At 42.3% G+C, this 13,320-nt stretch carries 12 protein-coding genes; 5 read left to right on the top strand and 7 right to left on the bottom strand.

The window, feature by feature from the left end:
- Window positions 1–134: 134 nt before the first annotated feature.
- Together V7K56_RS05065 and V7K56_RS05060 are read right to left on the bottom strand one after the other, a co-directional pair.
- Entirely contained in the window at window positions 135–1,070 is a 936-nt protein-coding gene (locus V7K56_RS05065; protein WP_334908363.1) for a phosphoribulokinase, read from the bottom strand.
- 210 nt (window positions 1,071–1,280) lie between these two features.
- Complete coding sequence (locus tag V7K56_RS05060) at window positions 1,281–1,715, bottom strand: CoA-binding protein (RefSeq protein WP_334908212.1); 435 nt, start codon at window positions 1,713–1,715, stop codon at window positions 1,281–1,283.
- 280 nt (window positions 1,716–1,995) lie between these two features.
- Between V7K56_RS05060 and V7K56_RS05055 the strand changes: the two genes are divergently transcribed.
- Window positions 1,996–2,658, top strand: coding sequence for a class I SAM-dependent methyltransferase (locus tag V7K56_RS05055; RefSeq protein WP_334908361.1), 663 nt, complete (start codon window positions 1,996–1,998; stop codon window positions 2,656–2,658).
- Between the two features lie 18 nt (window positions 2,659–2,676).
- Here the strand turns inward: V7K56_RS05055 and aroA are convergent, their stop codons facing one another.
- Window positions 2,677–3,957, bottom strand: coding sequence for a 3-phosphoshikimate 1-carboxyvinyltransferase (aroA, locus tag V7K56_RS05050; RefSeq protein WP_334908210.1), 1,281 nt, complete (start codon window positions 3,955–3,957; stop codon window positions 2,677–2,679).
- 308 nt (window positions 3,958–4,265) lie between these two features.
- On the opposite strand from aroA, the gene obgE reads away from it, so the two are divergent.
- On the top strand, window positions 4,266–5,294 hold the full coding sequence (obgE, locus tag V7K56_RS05045) for a GTPase ObgE (protein WP_334908208.1): 1,029 nt from the start codon (window positions 4,266–4,268) through the stop codon (window positions 5,292–5,294).
- A gap of 276 nt (window positions 5,295–5,570) precedes the next feature.
- On the opposite strand, the gene V7K56_RS05040 is transcribed toward obgE, so the two are convergent.
- Window positions 5,571–8,570 carry a PAS domain-containing sensor histidine kinase gene (locus tag V7K56_RS05040; RefSeq protein ID WP_334908206.1) on the bottom strand — a complete coding sequence of 1,000 codons (3,000 nt, stop codon included), beginning with the start codon at window positions 8,568–8,570 and terminating at the stop codon, window positions 5,571–5,573.
- Between the two features lie 315 nt (window positions 8,571–8,885).
- Between V7K56_RS05040 and V7K56_RS05035 the strand changes: the two genes are divergently transcribed.
- From V7K56_RS05035 to V7K56_RS05025, 3 genes are read left to right on the top strand one after another with little or no spacing between them, the layout of a single operon-like run.
- Window positions 8,886–9,491 carry a vWA domain-containing protein gene (locus tag V7K56_RS05035; protein WP_334908204.1) on the top strand — a complete coding sequence of 202 codons (606 nt, stop codon included), beginning with the start codon at window positions 8,886–8,888 and terminating at the stop codon, window positions 9,489–9,491.
- Window positions 9,492–9,550: 59 nt separating this feature from the next.
- Window positions 9,551–10,156, top strand: a complete 606-nt coding sequence (locus V7K56_RS05030) for a vWA domain-containing protein (RefSeq protein ID WP_334908203.1) — start codon at window positions 9,551–9,553, stop codon at window positions 10,154–10,156.
- A 27-nt stretch (window positions 10,157–10,183) separates the two neighbouring features.
- Window positions 10,184–10,579, top strand: coding sequence for a salt stress protein, Slr1339 family (locus tag V7K56_RS05025; protein WP_334908201.1), 396 nt, complete (start codon window positions 10,184–10,186; stop codon window positions 10,577–10,579).
- 84 nt (window positions 10,580–10,663) lie between these two features.
- On the opposite strand, the gene V7K56_RS05020 is transcribed toward V7K56_RS05025, so the two are convergent.
- The 3 genes from V7K56_RS05020 to V7K56_RS05010 form a co-directional block, all read right to left on the bottom strand.
- Window positions 10,664–11,005, bottom strand: a complete 342-nt coding sequence (locus V7K56_RS05020; protein ID WP_334908199.1) for a winged helix-turn-helix transcriptional regulator — start codon at window positions 11,003–11,005, stop codon at window positions 10,664–10,666.
- Between the two features lie 466 nt (window positions 11,006–11,471).
- Window positions 11,472–11,951: a plasmid segregation centromere-binding protein ParR gene (locus V7K56_RS05015; protein WP_094347280.1), complete on the bottom strand. Its 480-nt coding sequence runs from the start codon at window positions 11,949–11,951 to the stop codon at window positions 11,472–11,474.
- Between the two features lie 5 nt (window positions 11,952–11,956).
- The gene (locus V7K56_RS05010; RefSeq protein WP_334908197.1) at window positions 11,957–13,123 is read right to left on the bottom strand and encodes a ParM/StbA family protein; all 1,167 of its coding nucleotides are present in this window, start codon (window positions 13,121–13,123) and stop codon (window positions 11,957–11,959) included.
- Between the last annotated feature and the right edge of the window lie 197 nt (window positions 13,124–13,320).

Genomic DNA, 13,320 nt, shown 5'->3' with positions numbered 1-13,320 from the left:
TGACTACAACTCGACCACCGCGAGAATTGTCTGATTTAGCGCTGATGTGGCATTTTCTAAAGCAATCACAATTTCTCAAACCAAAACTAAAAGCCCGTCATTATCCAACAAATTCGGCACAGTCTCTATATCAATTACTGATAAATTTGCGTTGCTTTGAGCATGTGGTAGGTAATGATCAACTGAGTCAAAGCCAGAGGATAACTCTGGAGTGTTTCTCCAGTTGTACCAGCAATTTTACCCAGTTCTGGATTACTTTCGCGATCACAAATGTTTCGTAAATGAGGCATATCAGAACAAATAATATGCTCTAGCTTATTTACCTGTTCTAAGGTGGCATGGCCATCAACTTCTAAGACATCCACAGGTTTACTCATATCCCTGTCTAGTCCCAGACGGATGGCTGACTCGGAATTCCAGCCAGAAGTAGTAATTGTAGTGAAATCTGGGTGAGGAATTGTCGGACGAAGTACCAGTCGGACATTCAGGTGTCCATTGGTTTCATCAGCTTCATCAATGGGTGGGTAGAAACTGATTACTATATCAGACCATTGCCGTTGCGGACGGATAAACTGTGCTGAGTCTGGTTCGCGCTTTTCTAGTTCCGCTAGCACTTGTTCCGGTGTATAGCCACGCTTTTGCGTATCTCGCTTGACTTTCCAGTTAGCACGTAATTCTTCAGGAGGCGCAAGGTAGACTTTAACATCATAAGAGTCACGAGCAGCACGAGTAGAATAACCGAGTAATCCTTCGATAATCACGAATTTATTCGGCTTGATATACTGTGGTGGCTCGAATGTGCCGGTTTTATGGCTGTAGACTGGCTTAAGAATTGGTTGTCCTGTGCGTAGCAACGACAGATGTTGCTGCATAATATCTAAGTGATTGCAGTCGGGGTGAAGGGCAGTGATGCCAATTTCTGCACGTTGTTGGCGATCATAACGGTGATAATCATCTGTACAAATGAGCGTGACATTTTCTGGGCCCAGTACCTGAGCAATTCCTCGCGTTAGTGTTGTTTTACCAGCCGCGCTGTCGCCGACAATACCAAGAATTATTGGACGGCTCATCATAACCTCCCACAATAAAAATAACTTTAGCAATGAAATTACCTACAATATTTTTTATTCTAAAAGGGTTTAAGCAAGTAACTCAAACAAACACTTAGTATGCAATATCTCTACACATAAAATGTTTGTGCGTAGGCGCAGCCCGTCGTAGACATCGCTTTTTGCATAATAATTACGAGTTATTTGTACGCATAATTATGGGTACTCCCACTAGATATCCCCGGTTGAACCTACTCTTAGCCGCAGATATTCAATTTTAATACAAGCATCCATAACCACATTTAGTCCTGCATCTATAGCTTTTTGTGCTGATGGTTGATGCCAGATACCCAGTTGTGTCCATACAGTTTTCGCATTGATAGAAATTGCTTCATCTACAATTTCTGGCAAGTACTCAGAACGGCGAAACACGTTAACAATATCCACGGGTTCGGGTAATTCCTGGAGTGCAGCATAACTGGATTGACCGTCAATTTCTTTAATTAGGGGGTTGACGGCATAGACTGTATAGCCTGTTTGCCGCAAGAATTGGGCGATTTGATAACTAGTGCGTTCGCGTTTATCAGAGTGACCTACAACAGCGATGGTTTTGGCTTGGATTAACACCTCACGCAAGGCGTTATCATCTTCTTTAATATTTGGCATGATTTAAAATATCCTCAGCGATCGCTTTGTTTATCATACTGAGTTGCATTTAAATATAATTTTGACTTTTAAAAAATCATTCACGAGTATCAAAGACTCATTCACAAGTAAAAAAGACTCGTCCACGAGTATCAAAGACTTGTCTACGAGTAAAAAAGACTCATTCACGAGTATCAAAGACTCATCCACGAGTAAAAAAGACTCATTCATGAGTATCAAAGACTCGTCCACGAGTAAAAAAGACTCGTCCCCTATTCTCCATGCCCAATGCCCAATGCCCATGACAACAAAAACATTAGGACTCAAACAAAACCTCCACGATTATTTACTGTCAGTCTCTCTCCGAGAACCGGAAATTTTAACCCAACTGAGACAGGAAACAGCCCAGTATCCGATAGGGAGAATGCAGATTGCTCCCGAACAAGGGCAATTTTTGGCGTTACTGGTGCAATTGTTAGGAGCTAAGAAAACTTTGGAAATTGGGGTATTTACAGGTTATAGTTCCCTAGTGGTGGCATTAGCATTACCGAGAGACGGTAAAGTGGTAGCCTGTGATATTAGTGAGGAATTTACAACGATCGCTCGGCGCTATTGGCAGCAAGCAGGAGTGGCAGATAAAATTCAACTGTACATTGCCCCAGCTTTGCAGACATTGGATCGGCTACTGGCAACAAAAGAAGCAGAAACTTTTGATTTTGCCTTCATTGATGCAGATAAGAGTAACTATGATCGCTATTATGAGCGATCGCTGCAATTAGTGCGTCCGGGGGGATTGATTGCGATCGATAATGTTCTCTGGTCAGGTAGGGTTGCTGATCCCCAGGTGCAAGATAATAGAACTAAAAGAATTCGTGCCTTTAATCAAAAGCTGCATCAAGACCAGCGAGTTAGTCTTAGTTTAATAGCGATCGCAGATGGCTTAACTCTGGCACTGAAAAAGTAAGTTTGGCGAAAATAGCTCTTATTGTTCTAACATTTGAAAGAATCGGGTAAAGTAATCTGGAAAAGTCTTTGCTGTACAACCAGGATCTTTAATTACAATCCCTGGAACCTTCAAGCCAGTGACAGCAAAAGCCATTGCCATTCGATGATCGTGATAGGTTTCAATTGCTGTCGGGGTAATGGGGCCAGGCTCAATTTTTAGTCTATCTGCAAACTCTTCAACCTCAACACCTAGCCGACGCAACTCTGTGACAACAGCTTTAATTCGGTCGGTTTCTTTATATCGAATATGTTCCACGTTACGAATAGTAATTGGGGAACTGGCAAAGGGGGCGATCGCTCCTAATGTTTGCACTAGATCCGATATATCATTCATATCAATGTCGATGCCTTGCAATTGCTTCGGCCCCGTCACTTCGGTATATTCATCCGAATCCTTAATTTGGCAACCCATCTGTTCTAAAACATTCAGCCACAGAATATCACCTTGACAAGATTGTTTAGTCAAATGTTTTACCCGCACCCGTCCACCCGTGACGGCGGCGGCGGCAAAAAAGTAAGAAGCATTTGACGCATCAGGTTCTACTGTGTAATGTCGAGCTTGGTAACGTTGACCTGCTTTAATCTGAAACTGATTATCGCCGATTTGAATCACCTCCACGCCAAAGTCTGCCATCAGACGACAAGTCATTTTGACGTAAGACTGAGAAACCAACGTACCTTCAACCTCAATAATTGTGTCTTGTTGAGCATAAGGCGCAATCATCAGCAACGCCGAAAGTTGCTGACTTGTTTGGTTAGCTTTCAACCGAAAATTTCCGCCAGCGAATCCCTGACTATAGACGGTGTAGGGCATAAACCCGGAGTTTCCCTCAAAGTTAACGGTTGCTCCACCCGTTTGCAGCACCGTCAACAAGTCGCCCATCGGTCGTTCTCGCATCCGGGGAACCCCATCTAGGCGATATTCGCCATTCCCCAATGCCACCAGCGCCGAAATAAACCGTGCTGCTGTACCTGCCAAACCCACAAATAAATCTGCCTGTTTAGCTGGAATGTCGCCTCCTTTGCCCGCCACTTGAATTTGTGCCAACTGAGGATTCAAAGTAATAGGAATGCCCAATTGCTCTATACATTTGGCAAAATACTCGCTGTCTTCACTAAATAAAGCATTTTCTAAAATTGAGTCACCTTGCGCTAACGCCGCGACAAGCAACGCTCGATTGGTAAGACTTTTAGAGCCGGGAATTTCTACCGTGGCATCCACTGGCCGATTCAGAGCAGGAATTGCAATGGTATCCACTTTAAACCTCTACGTAGGCGATTAGCTACAACTTTCTTTATATATTCCCATATCTTGAGCAAAAGGGGCAGAGGAGTAAAGAGTATGAGTTACAAGTAAATAGTGAGGAATAAAATTTTATAGCCGTAGTCACATAGGTTAGGACAGTATTGATCGCTCAAAGCCATAATAAAACTGGGTTTTACTCAGCACGGGTTAAACGCCCCGCTTCCGCTAACAGCATTTTGCTATAAAACTTATAATTTATAACTTGTCTATAACTCAGCACTGGCTCAACGCCAGCTATCCGCTAACAGGACTCTAGAAAGATGCAATTTATCGATCAAGCAAAAATTGAAGTTGAAGCTGGTAAGGGCGGCGATGGTATTGTCGCTTTCCGGCGAGAGAAATACGTGCCGACTGGTGGTCCCTCTGGTGGTAATGGGGGACGAGGTGGTTCGGTATTTTTCGTTGCCGAAGAAAACCTACAAACTTTGTTGGACTTCAGATATAACCATCGGTTTCAGGCACAAAAGGGTACTCGTGGCGGGCCAAATAACTGCACTGGGGCAGCAGGAAAGGATTTAATTATCGAAGTTCCTTGCGGTACAACCATTTATGATGCTGAAACTGGCGAACTGCTAGGAGATTTAATTGAACCTCAGCAGACTTTGCTGATTGCCCAAGGTGGTAAAGGCGGACTGGGAAATCAGCATTTCTTGAGTAACCGTAACCGTGCCCCAGAATATGCCCTCCCAGGATTACCAGGGGAAATAAAACAGCTGCGTCTGGAGTTAAAACTTTTGGCAGAAGTGGGGATTATTGGCTTACCAAATGCTGGTAAATCCACTTTAATTTCATCTTTATCAGCTGCACGTCCAAAAATCGCAGATTACCCTTTTACTACTCTGATTCCAAATTTAGGTGTAGTGCAAAAACCTACTGGCGATGGTACTGTTTTCGCCGACATTCCCGGACTAATTGAGGGAGCAGCTCACGGGGCAGGGCTGGGACATGATTTCTTACGCCATATCGAGCGCACGCGGGTGCTACTTCACTTAATTGATGCTACTAGTGATGATGTGGTTAGAGACTACAACACAATTAAGGAAGAATTACAAGCTTATGGACGGGGTTTAGCAGAACGTCCGCAAATTTTGGCGCTGAATAAAATTGATGCAGTTGATCGGGAAACTGTCGATTTGGAGGCGTTAGCCACCCAACTTAATCATCTCTCGTACGCGCCGATTTTTGTGATTTCAGCAGTTACTCGCACCGGGTTAGAGCCGATGTTACAGGAAATTTGGGGAATACTCGACCAAATGAAGGTTCCTGAAGAAGTGGAGGCATTTAGATAATTAACGCCGTGTGCAACTTAATTTTGTTAAACCTTGATTCCATTGTAGGGTAGGCATCTTGCCTGCCCAGAAAGGACGGACAAGATGTTCATCCCATAAGAAGAAAAAAAGTTGCACATCGCGTTAATTACTAATTTATAATTCGTAATTACTACTTTCCTTCTGATAGTAGTTGTTGGCAGCAGAAATACTTTTTTTTACTCACGGGATCAAACTTTCAAAATTACGAATTACGTAGCTTGCTTCTGGCCAGAGGCGAGTATTATCAATTACGAATTATGTTGATGTATCCTGGATCAGGGGAATCTTAATCACAAACTCAGCGCCTTGTCCTAGCTGCGAAAAACATTCTAAGGAACCGCCGTGTCTTTCTGTAATAATTTGGTAGCTAATGGCAAGACCCATTCCTGTACCTTGACCGATGGGTTTGGTGGTAAAGAAGGGATCAAATAGTTGTTTTTTAACATCTTCTGGTATTCCCAACCCATTGTCGGTAATCCTAATTGTTACCTGATTTGGCTGTTGTAGTTGGGTGCGAATGCAAATTTGTGGGGAAGTTCTTTGCTCTGTGTTTCCGGCATTTTCCCAGATGAATGACTCTTCCAAGGCATCGATCGCATTTGACAAAATGTTCATAAATACTTGATTTAGCTGCCCTGCGTAACATTCAACCAGCGGTAGCTTGCCGTATTCTTTGATTATTTCAATTGTCGGGTGGTGGTCATTACCCTTAAGGCGGTTTTGCAAAATCATCAAAGTACTGTCGATTCCCTGATGGATATCAACAGCTTTCATTTCGGCTTCATCTAAGCGCGAAAACGTTCGCAGGGAAAGTACAATCTCGCGAATACGGTCTGCCCCAACTTTCATTGAATTGATTATTTGTGGCAAATCTGATTTCAAAAAGTCTAGTTCGATTTGGTCTGCAAAATCCTGAATTTCTGGCACAGGTTTAGGATAATGACTTTGGTAAAGCTGCAAAAGTGAAAGTAAATCTTGAGTGTATTCTTTGGCAGGGCTGAGGTTGCCATAGATAAAATTAACTGGGTTGTTGATTTCGTGTGCCACTCCTGCAACTAGTTGACCCAAACTGGACATCTTTTCTGTTTGAATTAAGTGAGTCTGGGTGTGTTGAAGTTCGCGGAGTGCAACTTTAAGTTCTTGGGCTTGTTGTCGTAGTTGCGCTTCCGACTTTAGCAAGGCTTCCTTGGCTTGTTTACGTTCTGTAATGTCCCTAACAATAGCTACCCGACAAAAAGGCTCTCCTGTTTCAGGATGTTTAACCATAAACAGGCTGCAATCAGTGGGAATTTCTATACCTGTTTGAAAATGCTTATAGCGAAACTCGCCTTGCCAGAAACCATGTTGAAATATCAAAGGAGTAATTTGCTCTATCAACTCTGCAAAAGCTTCTGGGGAATAAAAATCAACCAAGGATTTGGTTTTGGCTACTTCCAGGCTATTAAGTCCCACCATCTTGAGTCCGGCAGGGTTCACATAGAGAATTTGTCCTTTCATTGAAGCAATACCAATAAAGTCGCTACTATTTTCAATCAAGGCGACAAATTTTTGCTGTTCCTCTTCAGCTCGTTTGCGTTCTGTGATGTCTAACACCATTGAGGCAACACCAAGCACCTGGCCATCAGCAGCCACTAACGGGTTGTTATACCACTCACCGATTATCGTCCTACCATCTTTAGTGACGTTCTCATTAACACTAAAACTCCCTCCTTGTTGTGTTAATAGCGCGGTGATAATCTCATTTACGTGCTTTCTGGCGTTTTTAGGTACTATGATCTCAAAATAATTTCCCAGCATTTCCTCTGTGGTATAGCCAAAGATTCTTTCTGCTGCCCGATTCCATGTCTGAACCTGAAAGTTGGTATTCCATTCAATAATGGCTAAAGGTGTTTGTTCAATCAGCAACGCTAGTCTTTGCTTTGAAGCCCTGAGTTCTGTATCTGCTTGTTTATGTTCGCTAATGTCGCGAAAATACCAAATTCTACCGTAATAGTCTCCTAAAAGTGATGTCTCACTACAAGCCCCTTGCTGCTTACGCACGGGTGCAGAATAGCGCTCAAAAATCTTTCCAGACTTGAGGAAAATTTCATCCCGGCTGCTTTCCTCTGGATGCTGATAAAGATATTTCACCTTAGCTAGAAATTCCTCTGGATTTACTAGTTTGTCTAGTACCCATGCCAGAAGTTGGCGATCGTCGCGTGTTTCGAGGATTGCAGCAGGAATTTGCCATAACTGGGAGAATTTCTGATTGAATGATGTAACTGTACGATTTTCATCAATAATCAGAATTGCGTCGATGGAAGCTTCTTGTTGAGCTTGGAGTACAGCATTCATGCGGTGTAGGTTTTTCTCTGCTTGCTGGCGGTCGCGCAGTGCAGCTTGCTGTTCGCTGATGTCGTCAAGTAACCAACGCCAGCCGACCTGCTGACCCTGTGTATACATTGCAACCATCCTGATCCGAGCCGTAAAGGCTGTACCTCTTCGTGGCTGTAGATAGACTTGCCAATCCTGTACCTGCTGCAAATTTGCCAGTTGGTTTATGAAGGTTTGGCGGTCAGATTCAGCGATAAACAGGATAAATGGTTTACCTACCAGAAATTTTTGTTTCACAGATAGTAAAGCTGCGGCTACATAGTTAGCCTCTTTGATGATGCCGGCTAAATCAGTAACTAAGTAAGCATCTGGGGCGAGATTAAACAAATCCTGGTAACGCTGATGCTCTAATTGAGCCGTTTCACGAGCGATCGCTAATTCTTCGTTTTGTTGACGCAGTTCTTCTAAGGTTTCCATCAGATTGGTAATATCAGTACCTCTGCCAGTCACAACCGCAATCTCGACTTCTTTATGTAAAATGATGTCACGAATACTACCTACCAGAAATTTATTACCAGTCTCATCCTCAAAGCAAGACCTTTTTGTAGACATGAAATGGGTTATACCCTGAGCATCAGTAAAAATATTCAGGATCTCATTAGTAATATTTGTGGTGAAAACCAGTTCATCTTTTTCCCGAAACACATCAGCTTCTGCTTGGGGAAAAAAATCATAATCTGACTTGCCAATTAATTCTTCTCGGCTATGACCGACGAAATCACAGTAAGTATCGTTAAGTAATACCCAGCGATATTGACGGTCTTTGACAAAAATTGGGTCAGATATACCGTTGATTGTCTGATACAGAAATGCCAAAGAAAAGTTTTGCTGCTGTGTGTTTTGTTTTGGCACGGGCTTATTTAAAAATTTAGGATGGTTCATACCCGAATTTATCTTTAAAATTGAGCTAAATAACTTTTGTTTAGCTCCGTGTGTGTCAGCGTGAGTATAATTTATTATTCCCAGACTAAATATTGATACAACAGGGGATTGGGGCTGGGAAGATTTTGTTCTCTAGGGAAATAAAGAGATTAGGTTTGGTTAGGCAATGCTAGCAGCGGGCTACGCCAACGCATTCATCAACTGTGGCGCGGCTTTTTTGAGTAGCATAATTGATACAAAACCTTAAAATGCTTGCCGTATGGTCAAATTCGTAGATTAGACTATAACCATCAGGGTAACAATCAGAGGAAGATTATGATGAGCGATCGCGACTATACCTTAATCATTGACAAAAGCGGTAGTATGTCTACACCCGACCAAGTGGGTGGTAGAAGTAGATGGGAAATCGCCCAAGAGTCTACTCTGGCTTTGGCCAGAAAGGCTGAACAGTTTGACCCTGATGGCATCACCGTTTACGTGTTTTCTGGGAGATTTAAACGCTACGATGATGTCACCTCAGCCAAAGTCGCCCAGATATTTCTCGAAAATGACCCTTCTGGCACAACAAACTTAGCAGGTGTACTCCAGGATGCCCTTAATAACTATTTTCAACGCAAAGCAGCCGGTAAAACTAAGCCAAACGGAGAGACAATTTTAGTCATCACCGATGGTGAACCAGATGATCGCAAGGCTGTGTTTGAAGTCATCATTCATGCTACTCGCCAGATGGAACGTGATGAAGAATTAGGAATTTCAATCATTCAAGTAGGTTCAGATGCCCAAGCAACTAAGTTCCTCAAAGCTTTGGATGACCAGTTACAAAGTGTTGGTGCTAAATTTGATATTTGCGATACCGTCACTTTAGACGACTTAGAAGACATGAGTCTTGTAGATGTATTGACGAACGCAATAACTGACTAATATGTTTGTCGCTCGCCTATAGTCCAGTAACTGTTAATTCTTAATTGGAGAATTGAATAATGCTAGAAAATCGTGATTATACATTGATTATCGACAAAAGCGGTAGTATGGCAACCCAAGATCAAAAGGGTGGTAGAACTAGATGGGTTGCAGCCCAAGAATCTACTTTAGCTTTAGCTAGTAAGTGTGAGCAATTTGACCCAGATGGTATTACTATCTATGTATTTTCTGGTAAATTCAAGCGATACGAAAATGTCACATCCAGCAAGGTATCACAAATTTTTAGAGAGAACGATCCCTCTGGTACAACTGACTTGGCAAGTGTGTTAAAACATGCAACTGATGATTACCTTCAACGCAAAGCAGCTGGTCAAACCAAGCCAAATGGTGAAACAATTTTAGTAGTTACCGATGGTGAGCCGGACGATCGCAAAGCAGTCATGAAGGTGATTATTGAAGCTTCTCGTCGCATTGATCGAGATGAGGAATTAGCTATTTCTTTTATTCAAGTTGGCACAGATCAACAAGCTACCCGCTTTCTCAAAGTCTTAGATGATGAACTCCAAAGTGCTGGTGCTAAATTTGATATCTGTGACACCATTACTATGGAAGATATGGAAGATTTGAGTCTATCGGAAGTGCTACTCAATGCCATTAATGACTAACTATACTATTTATAAGGAATTGCAAAAATGGATTCCATTGATAAGCTATTAGCTGAACTCCAAACTGAATGCAAAGAAATACAACCACAACAGCAGCAGTCAAAATCAGTTGTAGCCAAATCGTTTATTTCATCATCGCCAAAATCAGCATCTTTCATAGATAAGCTTTTGGCAGAAGTTAAGGCTGATTTTGCCGAAGCAGATGCTGCTATTGAGTTAAAAAGAGAGCAAGAAGTAGAACAGGAACGAATTCGACAAGAACAACTCAAAGTCAAACAACTAGAAGCTTTAAAAGTGCAGGCGAAAGAATGGTTAGCCAAAATCGATCCACTTTCGTCTGAAGGACTTTGGTTTGAAAGATTTGCTGAAAGTTACCCTTCCAAATTAGAGGCAGCGATTGAATATTTAAGAAGCAATGAATAAAATAATTTGTAATTCCTAATTTGGAGAAATCTGCTAGCTACAATTAGCAGGTAGTTAATTATTAATTATTATCTATACTCAATATTAATGGTGATTTGTTCGAGCTAAATGTTGCACAGCCCATTCGTGCATAGCATAGAGAATTGGTTGCAAAGTTTCTCCTAAAGGCGTTAGTGAATATTCTACCTTGGGTGGGATTTGAGGATAAACTTCTCGATGAATAATGCCGTCTTCCTCCATTTCTCTGAGTTGCTGGGTTAGCATCTTTTGCGTAACTCCAGGTAAAGCTCGTTGCAACTCACCAAAGCGTTTGACGCCTGCCATTAATTCTCTAATAATCAAAACTTTCCAGCGTCCGCCAATCACTTTTAGGGTAGTTTCTACTTCACAAGTCAGCCTGAAATGGTTTTCTGCTTCAGCTTTCATAGTTTTTTTTGTAGGAATCACCTGACTTAGGTTTGCTGGATATACCGCTAATTATCTGATTATTACTTGTTTTAGGTTTTACATCACTAGTGTAGCAGTTGTGAGAATATGAAAAGTTTTTCACAAGCTTAAGCAAGGAAAAACTGCCTATTATATTGAAAAATTACGCAATCAATCTTATTTAGTGGAGTTCAGTAAATAATACTTTATCCCACTTTCAGCGCACACTAAAAATTGATGTGCGATCGCTCGTTTTACATAACTTGATTAGCCGCGCAAATGCATTAACGCAAAGCGGCTTCCCATTCGCGTAACGTCTTTGAAGAAAAAAGGTAGCAGATCGCTCGTTGCCAAATCCAAGTATTGTATATGTACAAAATATATATAAATATTAATAATCCTTAATAGTATTAACTATTAAGGATTGTTAACATGAGCAAAAACTGCTCATAAACCTGATTTTTCCTTAAAAATCATCGAGAAACTGACTAAGGCGACTGATTACGGGGTCAACCTCTTGAGGAGGGGTAGCAACAGTATAAGAAGTATTATTTACTACTTCTAATTGAGTTGGAGACGGAATGAATGATCGATCATTGACTATGAGCGCCAGTTGTGCAACTTGTTGAGAAAGTTGCAGTAGATGATGTTCCATCGCCTCCAAACGATTAGATCCCTTGGCAAAAAAACGTTCCTCAAGTCCAGCCACTTGACGTTGCAGTTCACCGATTTGTTGATCGATGGGTGTTGTTACTGCTGTTTGTGGAGCAGGTTGTACAGGTTCCGGTACACATAAAGATTGCCACAAGGCTTCTTTACAGAGGTCGCTGAAAGTCTTGTCTGGTTGTTTTTCCAAATAACTTTCTACTTGCGCTAACAAGCTTTCATCAGCAAGCTCTGGGTTGAACGTGACGGATTTAACTACCTTTTTTGACCATTGGAACATCAGCTTTATGCCCTAGCAGCGCGATTGGAGGATAATTGTGCCTCTCCATAAATATACTGCCCCAAAGCATTCGCCTGTCGGGAAGGTGCTGCTAAATGAGCATTAATCTTTGCTTCTTTGAGTAGACGTTGAATGTCGTCCCAGAAAAACTCACCACCCCCGCCAGTCAGAATCACATCGGTGACGCGTTCTGGCAACCAGGCTAGCACACGGCTACAGATTTCGCGCGAAAACATCTCTGTGAGGTTGGGAAGAAAATCGTCTAGGTTGGTGGGCTTGCTAGCGCCTTTAGGACGATAAAAGCGTTCGCCTCTGGGTTTGTTCACAGCAGAAATCAGCGCTAGAGATTGACTATCTGCTCCCTCAATTTCGGCAGACACCAATTCATAAAACTTATTCATCCCGAAGTCTTCGCTCTTAGAAGCACCTCTGGCAAAACGGAAGTTATCTACCATCAAAAGATCGACAGTTTGATGTCCAATATCGACGATCGCCACCGATATTTTTGTAAAATCGGGACTGCCAGGGTTTTTCTTAGGTTGAGCTTCAGACCACAGCAAGCTGCCGTAGCCTTCTGGCATTACCCATACCTTACTGACGTTCAGCGACACAGATTCGCCTCGGAAGTTCAACACATGAGGGCCACCGACTTGGCTAATTAGCTGTGCTTTTTCCTTTTCAAATTGCTCTAAGGAAAGAAAAGGCAGACCCAGTACGACTGAGATATCATCTCTGAGTTTGAAGTAGCCAGCACTTGCTAAAACTTTTACCAATGCAGCTTCTACCTTAGATTGTCCAACTCCTAAATTCGCCCCAAAATCGGCTGCCAGTTGACCAACAGCATATCCATTTCCTTGATACTCCAGCCACAAATCCATTAAGGGGTCAGTAGCTCTGGCTTCAAAAACACCACCGCGTACTTGTTCTATCGACATTTGCTTGACGTTGGCAGGTACGAACACCACACTGCCTGGTTCACGACTCACACAAGTTTTTGTGGAAGTTCTGCCTAAATCAACACTGAGAATGGTTTTCCCTGGAACACCACCTGTCTTGATACCGGCAGGAGGATTATTATTAACAGCATTTATGGGAGTCGATGCTAACGGCTGCCTATTCATGGGTATAGCAGCGGCATTGATGGGGGTAGCGGCGGAAGGTTGGTCTGTCATGAAAGCTCCTAGTTCAAACTTAACTGTAAAAAGTTGTCATGCTCATCTTACAAAAATGCGAGCAACCAGAAATTCTAGGTTGCGTCAAGTGTAGCTAGAAATACGCCAAAAATTAATTCCGGCGATACCTCTGGTAGGTTTTGCCAACGTACATCTAGTATTATTTGGCATAGTGTAGGCGAATTTTGGCCAGATGT

It is taken from the genome of Nostoc sp., from assembly GCF_036917535.1.
Lineage (GTDB): Bacteria > Cyanobacteriota > Cyanobacteriia > Cyanobacteriales > Nostocaceae > Nostoc.
Note: the sequence above shows the minus strand (reverse complement) of the source record. Positions and strands in the feature narration are given on the sequence as shown.